The following is a 23,483-nucleotide window of genomic DNA, read 5'->3' as shown; positions in this document are numbered from 1 at the left end:
ACATACATCCTACTTTCGACCATACGGGGCCCCACAGCTTCCACGTTCAGCACAGGACATTCCAGGCGTAACTTCCCCACGATTATTCGCAGACAAGTTACAGGCGGCACCTTCAAGACATGTATTGACCTCCTCAAGATTTCCACCAGCCGAAGCGGGCACATTTCTATGCCCCAAATGCATATCATCTGGATTCACAGACTCCTGACCACAGCGCCAACATTGATACTTCGCCTTGCCACCACCACTAGACTTAGCCCGCCTAACCAGTTCCCTAGCGCGGGCATGTCCTTCCTCCGAACCCCGGGCCCCAGCAGTAGGACCTCCTCGGCTTGCAGCAACCTCGGCAGCAGTCGCACCTTCACCGTCCTTTAACACAACGCCCTTACCGCCAACAGGCTGTTCTCGTGCAGGCCTAATAGGATTCGACTTAGCAATGACATCAATCGTTTTCCCGTCACCCTTGGCTCGCCTGACGCCAACAAGCATACGCTGACCAGTGGCACCACCCGCCCCCCAAGGCTTGATGTCTATATGGCCGCGCTGGCTCCTCAGAAATGACGGATGCGAACGACTGAAGTAATTGAATTCAGCAAACGTCTCGCCCAATGCCTTCGACGCAGATTTGACTGTATCTTTCGACTGAAGCGCGAACGGACCCACCTCAACCAGGAATTGAATTCCAGATTCAATCCGGCTTGCCTCAGATCCAGCTACGGTCGTTCCCGAAACAACTCGCTGGCCCGAATCCAGAAGAGGCACCAGCCCCGCTGAACTCTCCGCACCTGCAACGCTGTTCCGAGATGGATTTGACTCCATCGGAACAAGGCGGAATGAGAAGACGCGGTACACGCCTCCAAATGCTCCGCCGACACCGTCTCGAGGAGGTGTCCAAGCGACATGACCACTTGCGTCAGATGTTTGCTGCCCGCCTCCCCAATACTGAAACCACCAAGCAAATCCCTGACCTACAATATCCTCCGGGGAAGGCAGCGTAAGCGAAGACCCGAACTGGCCACCAAAGCTCCCCATATCGGCTTGACGGCCGTCTGGATCCGTATACCGAAGAGGATTGGAATTTCCATACAGCCACGCCTGCATTCCCGTGGGCACGTCCAGATAATTCAATGCACCAACAGGGTCCTCGGACAGAAAGCGTCCTGTCCTGGAGTCATACCAACGCTGTTGTGCGTACGTCAGTCCTGCTTCTGCATCCCATGCGTGTCCGGTATACCCAATGCTGGCCTGGGCCGACGTCGGACCGCTTCCTTCACGGTAATTTCCCCACGCATCGTAGCGATGCTGGGTCGCGGTTCCGCTGGACGGAACGCGCTCCACGGCGCTGCCCAATCCATCCTGGAGGATGCGCTCCGAGCCAACCGCTACCGTGAGGCCTGCACCGCGCTGATAGAGCACGTCGGTAGAGTTCGGCAGGTGCTCTTCGACCAGTGTTTCGCCACTCCACAGGTACTTCGTGACGGCAGCGTCGACAGTGCGAGAACGCCTCAAACCCGCGAAGTCATACTGGTACTTCACCTGGCGCTGCTGGTTGCCTTCCGTCCACTCCGCTTCGACCAGCCGCTCTGCGGCATCGAAGTGGAACAACTTCGTGAGGGCTCCACGCTGTTCGCGCACCACTCGACCCGCTCGGTCGGTCTGGTACTGCGTGACGACCGCGCCGGCAGACAGCTCATTCCGGGTCTCCTTCAAGCCCCCCAGTGCATCATAGACATACGCCAGATGCTCTTGCGGCTGGGACGCGGCTTCAAAGCCTGCCTCGCTCAAGGCCCCGGCGTAGCCCGTAACCTTCTTTTCAGCCTTGCGAGACCCATCCTTGTACAGCGAGTAGAGCACCGACTGGCCTTCCGGGTATCGCACCCCCGTCAGCCGGTCCGCTGCGTCATAGCCGTACTGCGTGGACTCGGTGCTCCCAGGCGTTTCCGTCTGGAACCGGTCCACGACCTCCGTCAGCCGGTTGCCCCGCTCATCATAGGTGTAGCGGTAGCGCAAGAAGGGCGACCCGATCACGGCATTGCAGTTCTCTCGCCGTGCATCGTGCGTGACGGAGGCGAGCCGGCCCCGGCTGTCGTGGCAGTAGGTGTGCTTGAGCGCGGCGTTGCCGACCATCGCAACCCGGCCTCCTCCCGCTTCCCACTCCACGTTCAACGCCGTGCCGTCCGCGAGCGTCACCAGGCTGAGCCGCTGCAGTGGCCCCACGTCGTAGTTCACCGTTCCGGACGGCGACTGCACGAACTTCAGCGCACCACTGTCGTGGTATCCGTAGGAGATCGTCTCAGCGCCGCTGCCAATGCTCTCCAGCCGGTTGCGCGAGTCGTAGACCCGCGAACGCACCGTTTGCGTGAGCCCCCGGTGTTCCTTCGCGCTCCGAAGCTGATCCAGTCCGTTGAACACGTAGTCGACCGAGTCCAGGTCCTTGAAGACACGCAAGGCTCCGGAGGCATCCGCCGTGGCCGGCCCGGCGATGAACTTCTCGTGCACCACGCGGCCGCGGCCATCCACCACCCGCTTGACCCGCTCGCTCAGCTCATTGAGAACCTCGGGATTGCCGTCGGTCCACGTCGTGGACCACGCCGCCGAGCCCCGCTTGCGCAACTTCTCACGGCCCAGGAAGTCATAGCCGTACGTCACCTCAGGAGTGACGGAGCCGGTCGGGGGCTCAATCCGCTTCAGCCGAGCCAGGCCATCGTAGGTGTACTTGAAGTCGCCCAGCCCGGGAGGCGTGACCTGGAGGAGCTCGTCCCGCGGACCGTACTTGTATTTCCAGAGAGCTTGATCGGCGGAGCCGTACGCTTGCCGCACCTCGGTGGCGTGACCGGCATTGTCATAGGCGTCAAAGCGGGTGCGGCTGAGGTCAGGGGCCTTCCCAAAGGTCTCCAACTCCGGCAGGCCACGAGCGTTGTACGTCAGCGTCCGCACCCGCGTGTCCGGTGAGGTCTCCGACCGAAGCAGGCCGTCCGCGTAATACGCATACGTCGTCTGCTCCGGGCCGAAGCTCATCACCTTCACCCGGCCGCTGGTGTCGTAGACCCAGCGAGTCACCTCCATGGAGCCAAAGCCAAACGGCTGCGTCCGCAGGGGCTTGCCGTCCGCATAGTAATCCCACGCGTCCTCGGCCCCTGCCTGGGTGCGCCGGACCATGTTCCCAAGGCTGTCGACCTTGGCGTGGACCGTCCTGCCTCCCTGGTCCTGGTTGTTCATCAACCACGACTCGATGGTCGAACCGTCGCGACCATTCCAGGACGTGCTGGTGGTGTACTTGTAGCTGTAGCCACCCAGGGACCAGCTCTCCTCTTCGTTCCGCGTGCGCCCCCGGTCGTCAATCGCGGTTGCCTGGTCGCGCGCGACCACCTGCACCGAATCGCCTTCGCGGGTTTCCTGCCGCTTCATCCAGGGGCCGTCGTAGCGGGTCCGGATGGAGCGCTCCTCGCTTGATCCTCCCTTCCAGACCTCGTGCTCCACCATCCCTCGCGCATTGCGCGTACGGGCAATGACCGTGCCTTCGGGTTCGGTCTCCGTCTCGACGCCATTGCCTGGATAGGCGTAGGTCCACTGCGCCGGGGGTGTCTGGTCATTCAACGTGCGCGACAACAACCGTCCCAGGTCGTCGTGGGTCAACGTCCACGACTCATCCTCTCGCGGCCCCGACTGCGTCAGGACATTGCCTTCCGCGTCATGGGTGAAGGCGGTCATGACACTGCCTGGCCAGGTCACGGACAGCAGGTTCCCCGCGGAATCATATTCACGGCGCGTCCTGCGCCCGGACGGGTCCACCGACTCGACCTCGCGCCCGAGCGCGTCGTAGTCCATGAGGTGGACGGACAGCTGTCCGTCCACCGTCTCCGTCACGCTCAGGATTCGTCCCTGCGCATCCACTGAATAGGTGCGCACTTCTTCCCGATCCGCGGGCTCCGTTGGCGTCCCGCCCGAAAGATTGCGCGTCACCTGGATGGTGCTGGGGCTGTCAGGGCTGTCTGTGTACGCGCGCGTCTCCGTCAGCGTCCTGACGCCATTCACGGACTGCACCGTGCGCTCGTATCGCGTCACCCGGCCCAGGGCATCGTCGTACGCATAGGTCTCATCCAGGCCTGTTTCGACATCCAGACGGTGCAGCACCCTGCCCGCCTTGTCGTACGTCGTCTGAACGTGGATGCCACCATGGCTCTGGGCATTGCTGTCCACAGACAACTCACGGCCCATCGCGTCCGACACCGAGTCCATCACGTGCGGCTTCGCGAGCGTGCCGAACGTGCGCGTCTTCACCGCGCCCGCGGCATCCAGCACCACCGTCTCGACATCCGCGAACTGGCATGCCTCGTCGCAGGATTCTCCTGCGCCCTTGGACTCATACGCCCACCGCACCGGCCGACCCAGGGCGTCGTGTTCAATCCGTGTCTTGAGTCCGCTGCTGTTCGTGACTTCGGTGACGTTGCCGTCCGCGTCCAGCTCATTCGAGTAGAGCGTCTGTCCATTCACCGTCTCGCCCGTCACCCGGCCTGCACTGTCGTACGTCAGCGTATGCCGTCTCCCCCGTCCGTCCAGGAACGACATCAGCCGCGTGCCCTGGTAGGTGTCGTAGTCCACGACAGCGGACTGGATGCTCAGCCCGTACGTGTAGCGCTCCGCGCGCTTGAGCCCTTGCTGGTAGTCCGTTGTGTTCGACTGACTGCGTCCCCACCTGCCTAGATTCAGCGTCTGGGTCACGGTCAACGCATCGTCGGCGAGCTGATAGTCATACGTCCACGACTGGGCCGGCGTGCCGGCCACCGTGCGCGTCAGCAACCGGCCGACGGCGTCGTAGGTGAGCTGGACGTGCGCCCCGGTCGCCAGGTTCCGCTCGGAAGTGCGATTGCCGAGCACGTCGTAGCCGTATTCCACTTCGTAGCTTCCAAGGCCCCCGGCGCCGACGAGCGTCCGCGTCACGGTGGCCACGAGGGGCAGCCCCAAGGCCTGCGTCTCGTGGCCGGAGTACGTGATGGCGTTGCCTGTCGGATCCTCGCCGCCCTGGACCACGCCATCCGGATCCGGGAACTGCTGCGCCGAGAAGACGACCTTCGCCGTCGCGTCCGTCACCGTGACGCCCGTGGGGTCGCCAGCGGCCGACAACGGCCGGCTCACGCTGGCCATGCCGTGGCCCGTGGCCATCGCCATGCCCAGGACCCGACCCGTCTGGGATTGACGCTCCGTCACGGACCAGAGCGCCCCATCCGTTGCCCCCGGCACCGGATGGCTGTTCGCTGGCGCGGCCTCCAACGTCACGGCATCCAGTTGGAGACGGGGGTTGAGGGTGTTGCGCAGCGCACGCCCACCGGGTGTCCCGGACACCTCCACCTGTACCGGTCCCCCCCGGACATCACTGCCCCACTGCACCGTGCTCGGGCCCAGCCCCGGCACATGGGTCGCGTTCGTGTTGCCAAACGCGTTGAGGTCGAGCGCCACGTCCACGCCATCCGGGCGCTTGACGGTGCGCGCTTCCGCGCTCGTTGAAACAATGCGCCAGCCCGGCGCGGGCATCCCCGTGCCGACCACCGACGTGACGACCTCCAGGGGGTCCACGTGCGGGTACGTCCCCTGTTGCGACTCGCGCGCGTACGTTGCCTGCCACTGCACCACGGGCGCTCCCCCCGCGGGCGGGCTCAACATCAACCGAGCCGTCGTCACCTCGTTGGAGGCGCTCCAGAGGGCGTGTCCGCGCAGCTCCGTGGGAAGCGGCACATAGCCATAGTCCCAGACCTGCGTCGCGGGCAGCGCGGAGCCCCGGGTGACCGTGAGCAGGTTGCCGCGCTTGTCGTGCGTGAAATCCAGATGGTGCAGCATCTGCTGTGAGGCCTTGACGCGCACTTCCACCGTCTTCAGCAGCGCGAAGTCCTGGTTGCGCGCCATGTTGCGCAGCCGGTACGCCACGGTCTCGTCGCTGGTGTTGATGTCCTCATAGGTCATCTGAAGCTGGAGGCGTCCCGGCGTGCGCTCCACCGTCTCCACCAGATTGCTCTTGGGCTTGTAGGTCAGCCGGGTCCATCCATCATCCCCAGACGCCCGCCCGTGGCCGTCATGGAAGCGATCCAGCAACCAGCGTCGGTGCCAGTCTTCCTCGAAGCCCCGGGCCCGTGTCTTGAATTCGTAGACGAAGCCCTCCGCCGTCGTCACGCGGGCCAGCTCCTGGCCATCACGCTTTTCCACCGACAGCTCCATGCCGTGGGAGCGGTCCGTGAGGCAGCCGGACGCGGTGCGCGCGTCTTCGTCCACGGAGGCGCAGTCAGGGAAGTCGTATGCCTGTCCCGCCACCACCACCGTGTAGCGCCCCACCCGCTCTTCCTGCACGAAGCCTTCGTAGTTGTTCGTCCAGCCGACGCCCGTGGGGGTCACGAGGCTGCTCTGGTTGTTGTACGTCCGCGCGAAGCGGACCACCTCCGCGAGCTGCGGCACGGAGAAGTCCTCGTGCTCGAAGGACAGGTGCCCGTCCGCCACGTTGATGCCCTGGACGGTGAGCTGTCCCGGCGCGCGCGCGTTCACGCCCTCGAAGCGGCCGCGCGGCCGGCCCAGCGTCTGGACCAGTTGCCTCGGCTCCGGAAGGACCACGTCCTGCAGCAGGTAGAAGCGCTTTGACTCCACCCCCGAGCCTGGCATCGACACCAGGTGGGCGGGAATCGGCTGCTGGAAGAGCCGGGCCCCGTTGAGCCCGAACTCCTCCTGCTGCTCCAGGTCGTCCTCGGCCAGGCCTCCGGCGGCCTCCTGCACGTCGTAGGTTCCATCCGGCAGCAGTCGCACGTCCGCCTGGTTCACCACGCTGCCCGCGTCACACTCCTTCGACGTGCAGACCTTCACCGTGCCGGTGTGGATGACGCCCGGATCCAGGGCGAAGTGCGCGGTGGCCGGCAGGGAGATGGCGCGGTCCGTGACGGAGGTGCCCCCGGTCCCTGTCTCCACCGAGCGCTGCGCCGTGAAGGCACTGCCCGCCGTCAGCAGGTCCACGCGAGGGGCCATGCCCATCAGGTTGAAGCGGTAGAGGACGTTCTCCGCGTTGCCACTGAGGTACAGCTCCACGTACAGCAGGTCGTTGGCGGCCAGGACGTCGTCGATGAATTCGTTGTCACACGTGCCGGAGATGGACTCGGCGGTGACCTCGAGCTCGCACTCCACGCCGTACTGGTCGCTGCCGAAGCGGACGACATAGTCGCCAATGGGCGTGGTGGCCCGGCCGGGCTCTGGCTGCAGCATCTCCGCGAGGAACTGGTAGGCCAGGTCGTCCGAATCCGCTTCGGCCTTCTCCCCTTCCAGGACGCGCGAGTCGAGCGAGCCCTGCGCGGTGACCTTCGGGTCGGTGAGGTCCACCACCTGGAACTCGTGTTCGCGGGCGGAGTCGTAACGCAGCACCCGGAAGCCGTCCGGATCCAGGCCCGTGTAGACATTCTTCAGCCCCACCGCGCGCGCGGGGAGCCCGGGGGGATGGTCGGCGATGGCTTCCGTGAAGTCGGGCGGGGGCGCGTTGCGCTCCTCCGGGCGCAGCACGCCGTCGCCGTCCCGGTCGCGGGGGAACACCTCGTGCCCCACGACGTGCAGGTAGTAGTTGGCCCTGGGCAGGCTGCCCAGGTTGATGCGCTGTCCTGACGGCGTGACGATTCGCATCGTCGCCTGGAGCGCGGCGGAACCCCGCCCCGGGACCACCCCGAACTGCGCCACCGCCGGCTCCTCCACCGCCGACTGCGTCACCCGCACCACCCGCCCCGCCAGCGGCGGCACCCCTCCGGGGACGTCCTCCAGGTCTCCCTGGCGGAAGCACGCCACGGTCTTCGTGAGCTGACTCGCCGTGCCCGGGCCATAGGCGGAGCAGGTCTCCAACAGCCGCCCCGAGATCCCCTCGTCCCGCAGGAAGTCCGGGCTGCACGGCGGCTTGCCGCCATCCGCGCCCGGCTCCCGGCACGACGCCGTGCCCCCGTCGACCCGATCCTCCGGCAGGCCCGCGTCCACGGGCGTCTCACGCACGCCCCCATCCTCCGAACGCCACTCGACCGGCGCGAGCGTCCGCACGCGCCAGTGCGTGTCCAGGTGCACGTAGGTATCCCGCGTGGTCGCGGCGCCGCCCGTGCGCACAAGGGTGGGCGGCTGGTCCTGCCGGACGCCCTCGGAATCCGCGCTGCGCCACACCCGCACGTCGATCTCCGGCGGGTAGAGGTACACCGGCGCGTTGATGCCCAGTGCCGCCACCGAGCAGCGCGACAGCCGTGCCGGCTTGCCGAAGTCGTCGACCACCAGCGGTCCCAGCTCATCATCCAGCGCACAGCGCCCTTTCGCGTCGAGCTGCTGCTGGGTGATGGCCGGCACCTGGATGCGCGTCATGCCGGTGTGGCCCGTCGCGTGGTTCACCGCCACGACCACCAGCGGCTCCCCGGCCGTCAGCCGGAGGAAGTTCGTGCGGTTGTCCCGGCACTCCGTCTCATAGAAGGCGCGGTCCGCCCCCTCCACGGACTCGGGCGCGGGTGCGCTCGGGTCCTGCTGGATGGCGGGGTTGAGTTCGAGGCAGCGCTCCCGGATGACCCGCTTGAAGGGCGCCGTCGGTCCCATCCGCACCCGGGCGTAGTGGCCCTGCGCATCGCGCTTCCCGGGCTGCTGCACCGCGCACTCGGTGTAGGGCACGCCCACGGTGAACTGGGCGATGGGGCGCTCCAGGTCATCCGCGCGGAAGAAGTGGACCTCCGTCCGGGGAATGTCCGCGTTCGCGATGGACGCGTAGCCGCCCTTCTCCGCGTCGTATTCACTGACGTCCTCCGCGGCGCAGTCATGCCGCAGCGCACGTCCCTCACGGTCCACGAAGTGGAGCGCGCCATGCAGCAGCCGGGCGTCGACGAGGATGTCCGCGCGCGTCTGCCGGCCCGAAAACGCCGTGAAGGTGGGGGAGCAGGCCGGGTAGCTGGCCATCACCAGCGACTGGACGACCGCCGCGCCCGTCTTCGGATCATGCCCCAGCAACGGACGAGGTCCCATCGGGATGTCCGCGCAGGCGATGCCCATGGCTTCGCCTCCCGGAACCAGGACGGGGATGCCGTATTCGCCCGTCGCGCCCGTGGTGCCACTCATCGTGGGCCCCGGCCCCGTCACCGTGACGCGCACATCGGGGAAGCGCACGACCGACTGGAGCTCCTGGCCGCCGGAGCTGGCCTGCTCGTCCAGGGCGAAGTGCAGCCTGTACGTCTGCACGCCCGCGTCCGCCACCGGGACGGTCCGCACGGTGAGCGTCACCGTGCGCAGCTCGCTGCCCATCCGACCACCGAACGTGATGACCGTGGTGCCCCCCGGGATCAGCTCGACGTTGCCCGCGAGCTCCAGCGCCAGGTCGTCAGCACGCTGGGCGCTGACCGCCCACGACTCTCCTTCCGGCGGAGAGATTTCCGCCCCCCCTTCGGCCTTCGCCGAAAGGAACAGATCCATGCGCTCGGTGCCGGAGCCATCCGAGATCCGCGAAGCCCGCAGCGACACGGGCAGCGCGTAGGGGAACGTCACCTGACGGGGGATGGAGATGAATTCGGTCAGGTCTTCGGAGAGCTGGACGGTGAGCTGCTGATCCTGCGGCGCGCGCAGCCTTCCGGTGATCGCCGCCGGGACCAGGTTCTGGATGTACTGATCCAGGTACGGCATGACGCCCAGGACGAGCTGCGCATGCGCCTCGGGGACAAGCACATCCAGGGCCTGCTTCCACCACGGCACCTCCAGACGCTTCAGCCCTCCCGGGGGCAGCGCCCCCTCCATGCCGCCATCCGGGAGCGCACTCCCCTGCCCTCCCGTCCGGGCCAGGGCCTCGCGCACCACCGCGTCCTGCTGTTCGGTGAGGGCCATGTAGCCCACGAGCTCCACCGAGCGCAGGTCGAGCGGCTCCTGCGTCTGGATGGACGCTTCGTCCTGTGACACCTGGGCCAGGCCCGCGCGCGCGAGCAGGTGGTTGCGCGGCTCGTACGCGAGCACCACCACGTAGCGCCCCGGCCCCAGATTCGTCACGTTGGGGAACCGCAACTGGACGGGCTTCTGGACCCGGATGCCTCCGGGCCCCACCTGCCAGACGGCGGTGGGCGTGGCGTTGTTCTCCAGCCGCACGGGGAGCGACACGGGCCGCAGCCGCGTCGCCGTCAACAGGCCCTCGGTCCGCCCGTCCTCGAACAGCAGCGAGCCTGCTGGACCGTCAAGGGCCAGCGCGCCGTGCCGCTGGGCGAAGTCCACGTGCAGCGACTGCGTGGTGTCCACCCGCGTCGCGCTCGCGGTGTCCACGGCGGTCAGCGCCAGCGGCGCATCCACCGTCTCCACCTCCGGTGTGATGCTCAGGAGCCGGCGCACGGTGGGCAGGGGCCGCCCGTCCGACGTCGTCCCTCCCTCGTAGCGGACCACGCGCGGTCCCGACACCGACGTGATGAACGACCAGTTTCCGTCCGCCCCCGTGCGCACGGACTCGGAGGTGCCCTCCAGGACGACGCGCACGCCGGACAGCGGCTCGAAGGCGTCGTCCATCACGTAGCCGCGCACCCGCGTGAGGGGACGCCGCACCGTGAGCTCGCTGTAGAAGTCCGCGTCCTGCTGGGGCCCTACCTCCGCTTGCACGCCCTGCACCCGGACCTGCAACAGCGCGCCCTCGGGCAGCGGTGCCTGGGCGATGAAGCTCGCCGTCTGCCCACCCGGCGCCAGCGAGTAACCGCCCTTGAGCTCCTGCCCCTGGTTCAGGACCTTGAAGCCCTGCCGCACCGACGCCAGCGTCGCGGCCTTGTTGAAGGACACGCTGATGAGCGCGTCCGACTTGATGTCCCGCGCGCCCGACAGGGGCTGCACTCCCGTGACGACCAACGGTTCGGTGGCTGGATTCCGATAGCGCACCACCACGCTGGCGCGGCCCGTCAGCCCGTTCACGTCCGTGGCCAGCACATGGAGGGTGTTCTCCCCCAGCGACAGCGCGAGGTCCGCCCCGTACACCCCGGGAGCCTCTTCCGCGGCGACGCCCGTGCCGATGCGCACCTCCGCCAGCCCGGCGAAGGCCACCACCTTCGCCCGCACATGCACCACCGCCGTCGGGGACTCGCTGCCGCTGACGGGCGAGAGCACCGACACCTGCGGGGGCGCATGGTCGACGTTCAGGATGACGCTCTTGCGCTCCACGTTGCTGGCCTGGTCGACCGCCACCACCTCCACGACCGTCTGTCCCTGCACCAGCGATACCGGCACGCTGAAGGCACCGCCCAGCACCGTCGCGGGCTGTCCCTGCACGGTGACGCCCGCCAGGTGCGTGTCACCGACGGTTCCCCTCACGACATAGGGAGACTCAGTCACCGTGGCCGGACTCGCCGCCGGCTGCGTCACCACCACGGTCGGCCTCGTGCGGTCCACCGCGATGACGCGCGACGTGTTCGCCGCGCGGCCCTCCGCGTCCGTCACCTGCACGTCCAGCGTGTGGTCGCCCTCCGGGAGCGCCATCGACAGGGTGAAGCTGCGCACCGACACCGAGGCGTTGACGCCGTTGACCTTCACCTGCAACGGCAGCGTGCCACCCTGCACCTGGCCCACCACCGCCACGCTCGTCCCGCCCAGGACCGCCCCCTGCACGGGGGCCTCCAGCGACAGCAGCGGCGCGGCCGTTGCACTGCCCGCGTCAAAGGACGGGCCCGCATCCGCCGAATTGCCTCCGCCATCCGGCGGGCTGCCCGCATCCAGCCCCGTGCCGGCATCCCCCACCGTGCCCGCATCCGCGAGTCCTCCGTCGGGCAGCGTGACGTTGCGCGTGACATTGACGGTGGCCTCCGTGCGCAGGCCATAGCCATCCATCGCCACGACCTTCAGCGCCTGCGCTCCGGGCGACAGCTGCACCGTGCGCGTGAACGTCTGGTTCGACGACGTCGCGGCCAGCGCGCCCGCCACCACCACCGTCACGCTGTCCGTGCTGTCCGCGGACGACGCGCTCCCCTGCACCGTCACCGAGCCCTGCTCCGTCACCAGTCCGTCCACGGGCGCCGTCAACGACAGGGAGGGCGCCGTCGAGTTGGCGCGCAGCTGCAGCGTCTCCTCGTCCAGGTTGTCCGCCGCGTCCGTGAGCCTCAGCAGGAGCGTGTTCGCGCCCTGCGCCAGCGCGTGCGTCACCTCGAAGGTGCCGTCCGGCGCCAGGGGGGCGGGCGCACCGTTCACCGTGAGCACCATCGGCGTGGCATCCGTCGCGGTGCCCCGCACCTTCACGGAGAGCGCGCCGATGCGCGCGTTGACGGAAGGACTCGTCACCACGAGCTGGGGGGCAATCGAATCTCGCAGCACCGTCACGCTCGCGCTCGAGGCGTTGCCCGCCGCGTCCAGCACGCTCACCACCAGCTGGTTGGGCCCTTCGTTCAGCGGCACCATCCGTCGCCACACGTTGCCAGTCCCCTTCACCAGCTCCACGCCCCCCACCTCCACGCGGACCACCTGTTCGGGGTCCGTCACGGACACCGCGACCTCCACCTGCGCCTCACGCGTCACCAGGCCGTTCTGCGGCGACTGGATGCTGGGCACCACGGGTGCCGTGTCCAGGGAGAAGGTCCGCTGCACCTGGGCGCTGTTTCCCACCTGGTCCACGGCGGTGACGACCAGCGTGTGGGCGCCCGGGGCCTCCACGACGCCCCCGCTGGTGAAGGGCGAGCCGTCCAGCGTCGCGGTGACGGTGCCCGGGTGCACATCCTCCACCGTCCACGCGAGCGTCACCGGCGTGTTGACGTGTTGTCCCTCCGCCACGCCCGTCACCGTGATGACCGGCGCGGTGCGGTCGATGCTGAAGGAAGCAACGCTCGACGCCGTGTTGCCGGCCAGGTCTTCAGCGGTCACCTCCAGCAGGTACACGCCGTCGAGCGTGACCTCCGTGCCGCTCAGGAAGGGCGCGCCGTTCAACGTCGCGCTCACCGACGCCAGGTTCGGTTCCACCAGGGTGAAGGCGGGGGTTACCGACGTGGTGACCGGGCTCGTCGCGGGCAGGCCGCTCAACGTGATGGCCGGCGGCGTGAAGTCCAGGGTGAAGTGCAGCGACTTCACGGTCCGGTTGCCGGCCAGGTCCAAGGCCTCCACCTCCACCGTGTGGGGCCCCGGGGAGGAGATGGTGTTTCCGCTGGCGAACGGAGCCCCATCGAGCCGGGCCGTTACGCCGTCCTCGCGCAGGTACAGGTCCGTGGCGCTGTAGGTCACCTCCACCGGCACGTTGCGGTGCGCCCCCTCCGGCACGCCCGCCAGCGTGACGTTCGGGAAGGTCAGGTCGATGGTGAAGGGGACCTCAAGGATGCCGTAGTTGGCCGCCCGGTCCTTCGCGACGAGGTGGAGCGTGTGCGGTCCCGGGAGGGACACCGGGGTGCCGTTCTGCCAGCCCACGAAGTCCAGCGTGAAGGCGGTGGTCTCCAGGTAGTCGCTTTGCACCGTCACGATGGGCGTCACGGTGCCCGGGTAGTGCTTGTGGGGGATGACACCCGCGACCTGGATCGTGGGGCCGGTGAGCTGGAGGCGGAAGCGCACCCGCTTCTTCGCCACCCGTCCCTCCACGTCCTCCGCGGTCACGAGCCAGTCGTAGGAGCCTTCCAGGGAGACCGTCGCTCCGTTCACGACCGTCTGTCCGTTGAGCGTGGCCGAGGTGGACGCCAGGTCGGTTCCCGTCGCCTGCCAGGAGAGCGTGACGGGCCCCCGGGTGATCTCCCCTTCCGTCACGCCGCTCAGCGTGAGGACGGGCGCCTGGCTGTCGAGCGCGACCGGACGGCACACGCGGGTCGTGTTGCCGCAGGAGTCCTGGAGCACCGTGGTGACGGCATTGACGCCCTCCACCAGGGGCACGTCCAGGTGGAATCCGCTCTGTCCCGACAGGGCGGCCGACACGCCGTTGATGACGACGCTCTTGCTGTCCACGCCGAACTGGCCGGACACGGAGATGGGGGAGCTGGTGAAGAAGGCGCCCGGCTCCGGCTCCAGGACGTTCAACATGGAGGGCAGGGTGTCCGCATCGAACAGCGCCACGCGCACCGACGACTCCGGGCCGCCCAGGACCGTCAGCGCCAGGTGGTTCGTGGCCGCCAGCGGCACCTTCGCCGCGAACGCGCGCTTCTGCGCCCCGGTCAGACCCGCGAACATGTCCACGCCATTGAGGACGACGGCGCCATCCGCATCAGGGCCCACCATGTCCACCACCAGCACGCCCACCGTGCCCTGCCCGGGCGGCGCGAAGTCCGCCGCCCACGAAGGGGTGGCTGCTCCGGCCTGGAGGTAGCCCGAGTTCACCACCTGGCACGGCAACGCGCCCAGCGGTGCCACGGACACCCGCACCGCGCCACCGCCGGTCGCCGTCACCGAGAGCTCGTTGGCCACCTGCAATGCCACGCGGTACACGGCCAGCGGGGTGCCGGTGGCGACACCGCCCAGCACCGCGCCGTTGAGCGTCACCTCCGAGGACGTCACCTCGTTCGCGCCACGCGCATCGCCGTTCTGCACGACGACGAGGGCGGGTTCCCCCAGGGTCCCCGTGAAGGAGGAGGTCCCCGGCGAGCCGCCCTGCACCACCAGGGTGCCACCGCGCCACGCCGGCCCCACGGCCTGCTCGATGACGCCATTGCAAGCGGGCGCCAGCTCCGCCGCGGACAGAGGCACGCGGGTGGAGGCCACGGGGGCCGCCGCCGCGACCTCGACGGGGCGCTCCGGCGTCTTGTCGCATCCCACCACCACCGCCGTCAGCAGCAGCGCTGCCCACAGCCCCCAGACCTGCTTCCGCCCGCTCATCGCGACTCCTCCCCCACCCGACTGCCCGCATCCGGCGGGGTCGCTTCCAGCGGACGCAGCGCCTGCGGGAAGCGCTCCACCGACACGCGCTCCCGCAGGTCCTTCATCAACCGGTCTTCCGCCTCGCGGCGCGACTGCGCCGCCAGCCGTCCCCGGGCCTCCTCGAACGACGGCACCCGCGTCTCCACGGGCGCGAGCGCCTGGACGATGTGGAGGCCATAGGGCGTCTCAAACGGCTTGCTCACCTCGTCCTTCTTCAGGGCCGCGGCGGCTTCGAAGAAGGAGGGGTGGACCTGGCCTTCCAAGACCCTGCCCAGGTCCCCGCCGCGCGGCGCGGTGGCCTCGTCCTGGCTGGACTCGCGCGCCACCTGTTCGAAGGACGCTCCGCCCAACAGGTGAGCGTAGAGGAGGTTGGCGCGGTCCCGGGCCCGGCGCTTTTCAGCCTCGTCCGCCCCCTGCGGCAGGCGGAGCATGATGTGGCGCACGTGGAGTTCCCGGCGGGACAGGGCCTCCTTCGAGGACGCGAAGCGCGCACGCAGCGCCTGCTCCTGGGTGGCGTCCTTCAGCTGCTCCTCCAGCAGGGCCTGGGCGAGCACCTCGCGCCGGGCCGCCGCCAGCCGCGCGCGCAAGCCCGGGCGGTCATCAAGCCCCTGCGCTTCGGCCTGTTCAGCGAGCCGGGCCCGGTCGATGAGCGCCTCCAGCTGCGCCTGCGTGTCACCGGAGTCAGGGGCGCGTTGGGAAGCGAAGGCCTCCACGTCCGCACGTCGCAGTTCGGTGCGGCCCACCCGGGCCACCACGTCCTCGTCGCGGCAGCCAGCGACGAGCGCGGCTGTCAGAAAGAGGACGGTCGTGATTCGCACAGACGGGTGAAGCACGGAGGTGCTCCGGTCGCGAGGAAGACGGGTCATGGGAGGTTGTGGGTCGACGACTGCAAGCGCGAACTGGAGTCCACGGTCAGGGTGCCGGTGATGTTCAGCGCGTCCGGCGTGGCCAGGGAGGCCTTCCGGGTGACGGTGAGGTTGCGGAAGGTCCGCGAGCCCGTGGCGTTGATGAGCAGCGGTGTCGGGAGCTGGGTCGACGGGTTGAACTGGCCGTTGGCGTTGTCGACGATGAGGTCCCCGTACGGCTGGGCATGGGCCTTCAGATACACGGTGCCGGGTCCACCGCCCTGGTAGCCACCGACTGCATTGATTCGGGTCCAGTCAAAGGTGGTGCTGCTCTCATCGTAATAGACGGCCACGCGACCACCGCCTCCGCTGGTCCCACCCACCAGGGCCATGGACCCCGTGCCCGTCAGCGCGCCGACGTCCAGCCAGATGCTGCCGCCCGCGCCACTGTAGTAGCCCGAGCCACTGTCCTTGCCGCTCGCCAGGAGCATGCCGTCCAGCCGCAGGCTCGCCGCCTCCAGCCGAAGCACGCCCCCCCCATTGCCTCCCGGCTGGGCTCCCGGGCCGCCCGAACCGCCTCCGCCCGCCTCCTTCGGTTCCTGGTAGTCGCCATAGGGCGCCACATTCATGTTCGCCCCATGGCCGGCATGGCTTCCGTGGGCGTTGTTCAGCCCGGTCGAGAGGTTTCCCAGGGTCCGCCCCGCCTGCGTCTTGTTCACGCCCTGCCGCCCTCCCAGATATCCGGCCCCGTCCAGGTTGATGGCGGCGCCAGGCCCCACCTCCACCGCGCCACTGACCTCCAGATTCAAGGGCAACGGGCTGCCGTCCTCGGCCCGGCCCGCGCCCAGGGTCGCATTCAGGCCGGTCACCTTCAGGCTCGAAAGCAGTCGCGGCTGGACTCCAGACAGGAGCAGGCCCGTCCCGGTCCCCTCGACCTGGATGATGGAGGTGGACACCCCCTCCAGGATTTCCGCCCAGGCGGCGTTGCGCGCCAGGATCCGGTCATACGTTCCGGTTGACACCACCGTGGGTGCGAGGATGGCGCGATTGAGGGCATGGTTCGACTGGTCCAGCACCAGTTCGCCATTCGGCTGCTGGCTGCCTTTGAGGAACACGGTGCCCGTTCCTCCCGACACCCCGCCTGGCGCCGAAATCCTGCTCCAGTCGAAGGTGCTGGTCGCCGTGTCGTAGGTGACGGCCACACGCCCGCCGCCACCGCCACCGCTGCCGCTGTCGCCACCGCCAGAGGCCTGGATGCTTCCGGTCCCGGTCAGGGCCCCCACCTCCAGTCGGATGCTTCCTCCCGCCCCATCGTAGCCCGTGGAGAAGAGACTCCGCGCGCCATTGGAGAGGAGTCTGCCATCCAACTTCAAGCTGCCCGCCTTCAACCAGAGCACACCACCACCGCTTGCTCCTGTCAGCGAAGACACGGCGCCTCCCGAGCCCCCCGCGCCGGAGTCCATCGGGGCGTGAAGGTCACCATGGAGTGGCACCGCCGTGGAGCTGGATTCCACGTCTCCGAAACCACCGTGGCTGCCGGCCGCCGCGTTCCTGCCCGTCGAAACATTCCCGACGGTCCGGCCCGGACGTTGCTCATTCGCGCCCTGCCACCCGCCCAGGTATCCGGCGCCGCTCACGTCGAGGGAGGCCCCGGTGCCCACCTCCACCGTCGCGGCCTCCAAGGCCAGGGGCTGCGGCGCCGACCCATCCAGACTGGCATTCAACGCCAGGGTGGCACCGGTGCCCGTCACCTTCAGGGTCGAAAGACGCAACGGATTGCCGCCGGTCACCCTCAGGGCCGCGTTCGCTCCGTTCACCTCCACCGCCAGCCCATCAGCGAAGGCCCAGGGCTGCCGCAGGTCCAGGAGCCCCCCGCTGCCCAGCACCCGCAGCGCGGTGAGGTCTCCGCTCAGCGCGCCCTGGACGATGACCGAGGCCCCGTCCACCAGCAGGTCGGACGCCCAGAGCGCTCCCGTCACTTCCACGAAAGCCTTGTTGCGCGCCACGAAGCGGTCATACGTGCCCCCCGGCACCCGGGTGGGCTTCGGGTTGTTGGTGCTGACGGTGCTGGTGCCGTGGTCCAGGATGAGCTCACCGTCCTGCTGCTGGCTCCCCTTCAGGAACACCGTTCCCGGCCCCGCGGCGTTACCACCCCTCGCGGACACCTTGCTCCAGTCGAAGCTGGTGCGGGCCGTGTCGTAGTAGACGGCCACACGCCCGCCACCACCGTTATCCGCGCCCACGGCTTCCAGGGCCCCCGTGCCGGTCAGCGCCCCCACGTCCACCCGGACGCTTCCGCCCGCGCCACCGAAGGGACCCGCGCTCTTCCCTCCATTGGCCCGGACAGTGCCGTTCAACTGCAGGGTGTCCACCGTCAACCGGAGCAGGCCGCCGCCATTGCCACCCAAAGCTCCCGCCGGGTTTCCGCCCGAGCCTCCAGAACCGAAGTCTGACGGGTTCTTGGAGTCACCATAGGTCGGCACTGGCACGGCGCCGATTGCCAGGACGTTCGAGTATCCGTGGCCCCCGTGGCTGCCTCCCGCCACGCTCTTGCCGGAAGAGACGTTGCCGGTCGTCCGCCCTGGCTCCAGTTCATTGACTCCCTGGTGCCCACCGAGGTAGCCGGCCCCCGTTGCGTCAATGGACGCCCCGCTGCCCACCTCCACCGTGGGGGCCTCCAACTCCAGCGACCGCGGCTGACCGTCCAGGTTGGCATTCAGTGCCAGCGTCGCGCCGGTTCCCGTCACCTTCAGGTTCGACAATCGCAGCGGCGCTCCACCCGTCACCCTCAGTGCCGAATTGTTGCCCGTCACCTCCACCGCCATGCCAGCCGCGTAGGACCACGGCTGCCGCAGGTCCAAGGTACCGCCCCCCTGCACCCGCAGCGTCGTGAACCCCCCAGCCAGTTCGTCCAGGAAGACGACGCTGCCTCCGTTCACTTCCAGAGTCGGGGTCGTGAGGAGTTGCGCCACCTCCACCACGGCCCTGCCGCGCACCGCGAAGCGGTCATACGTCCCCCCCGGCACCGGGGTGGGCTTCACGCTCGAAAGGCTGGGCGAGTTGTCCCCATTGTTCAGGATGAGCTCGCCGTCCTGCTGCAGGCTGCCCTTCAAATAGACCGTGCCCGCCCCTCCCACGGTTCCACCCTTCGCGGACACCTTGCTCCAGTCAAAGGAGCTGGTCTCCGTGTCGTAGTAGACGGCCACCCGTCCACCGGCGCCGGAGATCGACCCGGCCTCCATGCTTCCCACGCCCGTCAACGCGCCCACATCCACCCGGATGCCGCCACCAGCGCCTGCCCGAGAGTTGGTTGGCCCATCGTTCGCCAGAAGCCTGCCATCCAGCTTCATGCTGCCCGCGCGCAACCGGATCAGACCGCCTCCCGAGCCCCCCAGTGAAGTCGACGAGACACCGCCCGAGCCTCCGGCGCCGAAGTCATCCGGATCCCAGTAGTCGCCATAGACAGGCGTCGGCGGGTTGCTGCCCGCCTTGTAGCCCTCCGCATACCCGTAGCCGCCGTGGCTTCCCCCCACGTCCGTCTTCCCGGTCGAGGCATGTCCCGTCGTCAAGCCGGGCCGCTGCTGATTCGCCCCCCGCCAGCCGCCCAGGTAGCCGCGCCCGCTCACGTCGATCTTGCTGGAGCTGTCGACGCGCACCTCCTGCGTCACGGTCAGGTCCAGGAGGTTGCGGCCCGACACGCCCTGCTCGCTGTGCGTGAGCGTGGCGCCTCCCAGCACATAGAGATTGCGGAAGGTGTGCGCTCCGTCGATCCGCAGCGTCTTGCTGCCCTGGACGAGGATGTCCATGCCTTCGTACTGCATGTCGTCGGCGGCGATGACGCCCGTGGGCTCCTGCGGATCCACCACCATCACATCCTGGAAGGACTCCCCGACAAGGCCCAGCTGATCCTGCGCGACCAGCGAGATGCGAATCACCCCCACTGTCGGGGGAGACCAGGTGCGCTTCAGGGAGGCCCCGACCCCTGGTGCGTTCATGCGGGTCCCCACGAGCGCTCCGTTCACCCGGAACTCCGCCCAGGCCAGCGGGCCGCGTTCGTCCTGCACCGAACCGGACAACGTCACGTTCACGCCCTTGCTCACGGAGGTGAGCGGGGCCAGGGCCACGACCGGCGGTTGATTGGCCACGACCGGGAACGTGTGGGTGTTTTCGGTGAGCGCGCCCAGGTCATCCGAAGCGCTCGCCGCCGCCACCAGTTGCGTGGCCGCCGCCCCCGCCGTCACGGCCAGGCACCGGGAGCGACACCCCGCGCCACACGATGTCGGCGCGCCCAGCGGTGCGCCCTCCACCGTGGCGACGAAGGTTTCGATGTTCGCGTTGTCCTTCGCCTCGACGCAGACGGTCACCGTCTCCCCTCGAAGCGCGGGTGGGGTGGGCGTCATCGTGAAGCGGAGCACGGGAGGCAGGTTCGCCAGCACCGTGGTCGTGCGTTCGGTGAAATCCGTGCGGCCCCGCTTGTCGGTCGCGACCGCGCGGAACACGACCGCCGACTTCACCGCGAGAAGCGGCATCGTGTACGTCGCCGTCACGAACGTCCCCGCACCCGTGCCAATCAGCGCCCCGTCCGCGTACAACTGGATGCCCGCCAGGTCCCCGTCGACGTCGGAAGCCGTCGCCTGGACCTGGATGTTGCTGCCTTCAATGGCCGTCGTCGGCGGCTGGGTCGAGTACAGGGTGACCTTCGGCGCCACCCCATCCGGCGCCACCGTGTAGGTCTTCTCCACCGGGGTCTGCCGTCCCGCGGCATCCCGGGCCGTCACCTTGAGCGTCACCTGCGTTCCCACCGCGTCCTCGGGGAGGAGCAGGGCGTACGCGAGGTTCGCGTTGCCGTTGGCCTCGGGCGAGGTCGCCAGCCCGACGCCGTCCTTCTCCAGTTCCAGCGACACCACGCCGTCATCCGAGGCGTACACCTGGAGCGCATTCACGTACGGCCCGGCGCGCAGCTGCGCGGGAAGCCCCGTGGGCACACCCGGCGCCAGCGAGTCCGCCAGCAGGCGCACCGGAGTGGACGCTTCCGCCACCCGGCCCGCGCCGTCCGACAGCACCACCGTGAGCGTCTCCTCCACCGCAGCGTCGACCACCGGCAGGCGCACCAGCGCCTTGTAGACCCGGGGGTTCGCCGCATCCGGAAACAGCCGCCCCAGTGACAGCGTCCCCAGGCGCGCCACCATCGTGGCCGGGGACAGTCCCCCCGTGCGACGCGCGGAGAGCGTCACCAGGGCCCCCGAGCGCAGTTGCTGGTTCGCCGCCGGCGAATCCAGCGCCACCGCCGGGGCTCCCGTCGTCGGGGCCTTCACCTCCACCGTGAGGACGGGCGACAGCGCCTCCGTGCCTCCCGCGCCCCGCACCCGGACCTGGAGCGCGTGCCGCTGCCCCGCGACCGAGCCTCCCGGCACCGTCCAGCGCGCCCGCGGCGCCGACTCGTCGAGCGCCACCACCGGCTGGCCATCCACCACCAGCTCCGCCGCATCCAGGCCCACGCCGGACGCCAGGGCCGACAGCGCGACCTCGGCCCCCGTCTCCGCCACCGCCGTCCCCGTCGGCGCGGTCACCCGCACCGCCGGCAGCACGTCCGTGGGCGGCGTGAAGGCCCGCACCCCGGCCGACCCCGCGGCGACCAGCACCTGCCCCGCCGCCAGCACCGCGTCACTCGCGCCCATCCCCGCCAGCCGTGCCTTGCGCGTGAAGGGCTGGCCTTCCGGCAGGTGCCACAGTTCGACCCCCGCGGCGCCCTCGCTGACGAGCGCCAGCCGGCCCTCCAACCGGATGCGCTGCACCGCCCCCGCCGTCGGCACCGTGCCCACCAGCAGCGGTGCCCCCCCGTCCTCCAACGCGAACACGGAGAACGACGTCGCACCGCCAGCGACCGCCAGCGGTCCCGCCAGCGCCACGGTGGAGGCATTCACGGGCAGCGTCGCCACGCGGCGGAGCTGGCCGGATGGCGCCACCTCCACCACCGCCACGCCCTGGGCTCCCAGCGCCACCAACGCCCGTTGGTCGTCGCCCGCCACATCCATCACCGCGCTGCCCAGGAGCAGCGAGGCCGCGCCCTCCGCGGCGGGCCAACGCAGCGACTTCACCGTTCCCGCGGACACGGCCCAGAGCCGCCCCGGGGACGCCGCGAAGCGGTCCACATTGCCCAGCGCCGCCAGCAACGCCGTGTCCCGGCTGTCCGACGACGGCAGCGACCCATCCGGGGCCTCGCGGGAGACCTTCAGCTCCTGGCCATCCAGCACCAGCACGTCGCGGCCCGCGCGCTCCACCTGGCGCACGTCCACCCCTGCCCGTGCCACCCCCACGTCCCGCGGCGCCGAGCCGCCTGCCACGGACACGGAGCGCACCCCGGCGGTCCGCGCCGCCACCAGCGCCCCCCCCCGGAACGGGGTCAGCCCGAGCACCGTGTCGTTCAGGACCACCGCCCCTGTCGTCACGCCCGCCGTGGGGACAGGCAGACGCAGCACCCGCGCACCCTCCGGCCCCGCGGTGAACAGCAGGCCGCCACCCATCTTCAGGTCGTTCGCACCCAGCCACGTCCTCGACACGAGCTGCGGCGAGGTCGGCTCGCGCAGGTCCACGACGCGCAGCCAGCCGTCGTCATCCAGGACATAGGCCACGCCCCGCGCCACTTCGAGCGCGCGCACGCCCGACGGCAGGGGCACATCCGCCACCTGCGTCATCAAGAGGTTCGCAGCCCAAGGCCGCATCCAGGCCCGCAGCGACCGGTCCGTCCCCATCACCAGCAGGTCCCCGTCCACATGGACCCCACGAACCAGCGCCGGTTGCACGGAGAGAGAGAGCACCCCCACGTTGCCCGTTTCGGAAACCATCGGCACCTGGACGGACGAAGCATTCGTCGCGATGAGCGGCCCATCCATCACGGCTCCCGCCAGGGCCATGGTGCTGGACTGGTTCACCATCGTCCGCAGCGGCGCGGACGGGTCTCCTACGTCCAGCGACTCCACCAGTCGCGCACCGCCCTGGGTCCGGGCCGTATAGAAGCGGTCCGACGCGGCGACGGCGGTGTAGTGACCCGCGAGGCGTGACACCACGACCGGCGTCGTGGGGGTGTCCACGTCCACCAACCACAGGCCTGCCTCTCCCAGGGCCAGCGCCACATGCGAGCCCAGCGCCGCCAGCGATAGCGGCGCGGACGGCGTGGTCACGCCTCCCAGTGCCTCCAACACGGGCGCCTCCGCCGGCCCGGTCACCCGCCCCACCCACAAGCCCTTCGCATGGGCGACGTAGACGCGCTCTCCCAGCCGCGTCACGTGCGTGGCCCCCTGCAATGCCACCCCGGTGACGTCCACGGGCAGCGCGGGCCCCACCACCGTGCGCATCACCGTGAGCGGCGTCACGTTGCCCGACCGATCCTCGGCCCGGGCCCTCAGCTCCAGCGCCGTCCCCACCGGCGTCTGCTCCGGCACGAGGAAGCGCACCTCCGTGCCCCCCCGGGCCTGTCGCACGCCCGCGAGCCACAGCCCCAGCGTCACGCGCTCCAGCGACGTGTCGTCCGCCGAAGCGGCCCTGGCCAGAAGCTCGCTGCCCGCGGCCACGGAGGGCCCCGGAGGATCCGTCGTGATGGACAGCGAGGGGGCCTCCACGTCATCCGACACCCCGAACGTCAGCGTCGCCGGAGCGGACTCGGGGCCATTGCCATTCCGGGCCACCGCGCTCACCACCACCTGACGCGCCCCCACGCCCAGCGGCATCATCACCATGGCCTCGGTGATCGCGCCCACCCCCCGCGCCACCTCCGTCTGGCCCACCAGGAAGCGCACGGAGGTGGCGACCGAGCCGACCGTGGTCGTCGCCCGCACC

At 69.3% G+C, this 23,483-nt stretch carries 3 protein-coding genes (1 of these 3 cut by a window edge); all 3 read right to left on the bottom strand.

Annotated features, from left to right (window positions below; translation table 11 throughout):
• Positions 1 to 9 precede the first annotated feature (9 nt).
• Tightly spaced (at most 29 nt apart), the 3 genes in view from OV207_RS22890 to OV207_RS37685 form a layout consistent with a single transcriptional unit that may run on beyond the window.
• Positions 10 to 14,760 (bottom strand): RHS repeat-associated core domain-containing protein, encoded by a 14,751-nt coding sequence (locus OV207_RS22890; protein WP_267557219.1) that lies wholly within the window; start codon positions 14,758 to 14,760, stop codon positions 10 to 12.
• Positions 14,757 to 15,635: a peptidylprolyl isomerase gene (locus OV207_RS22885; protein ID WP_267557218.1), complete on the bottom strand. Its 879-nt coding sequence runs from the start codon at positions 15,633 to 15,635 to the stop codon at positions 14,757 to 14,759. The genes OV207_RS22890 and OV207_RS22885 overlap by 4 nt, the downstream gene beginning before the upstream one ends.
• A 29-nt stretch (positions 15,636 to 15,664) precedes the next feature.
• On the bottom strand, positions 15,665 to 23,483 hold the final stretch of the coding sequence (locus OV207_RS37685) for an Ig-like domain-containing protein (protein WP_324291557.1). The gene runs 24,989 nt beyond the window's last position; only the last 7,819 of its 32,808 coding nucleotides appear in the window; its start codon lies off the right edge, out of view; it ends in the stop codon at positions 15,665 to 15,667.

Origin of the sequence: Corallococcus sp. BB11-1, assembly GCF_026626625.1 — a bacterium.
Classification (GTDB): Bacteria; Myxococcota; Myxococcia; order Myxococcales; family Myxococcaceae; genus Corallococcus; species Corallococcus soli.
This window is presented reverse-complemented; position numbering and strand designations above follow the sequence as displayed.

Excerpts from the sequence above, each read along its gene's own strand:
- OV207_RS22890 (WP_267557219.1), bottom strand. The coding sequence starts at position 14,760 with ATGAGCGGGCGGAAGCAGGTCTGGGGGCTGTGGGCAGCGCTGCTGCTG.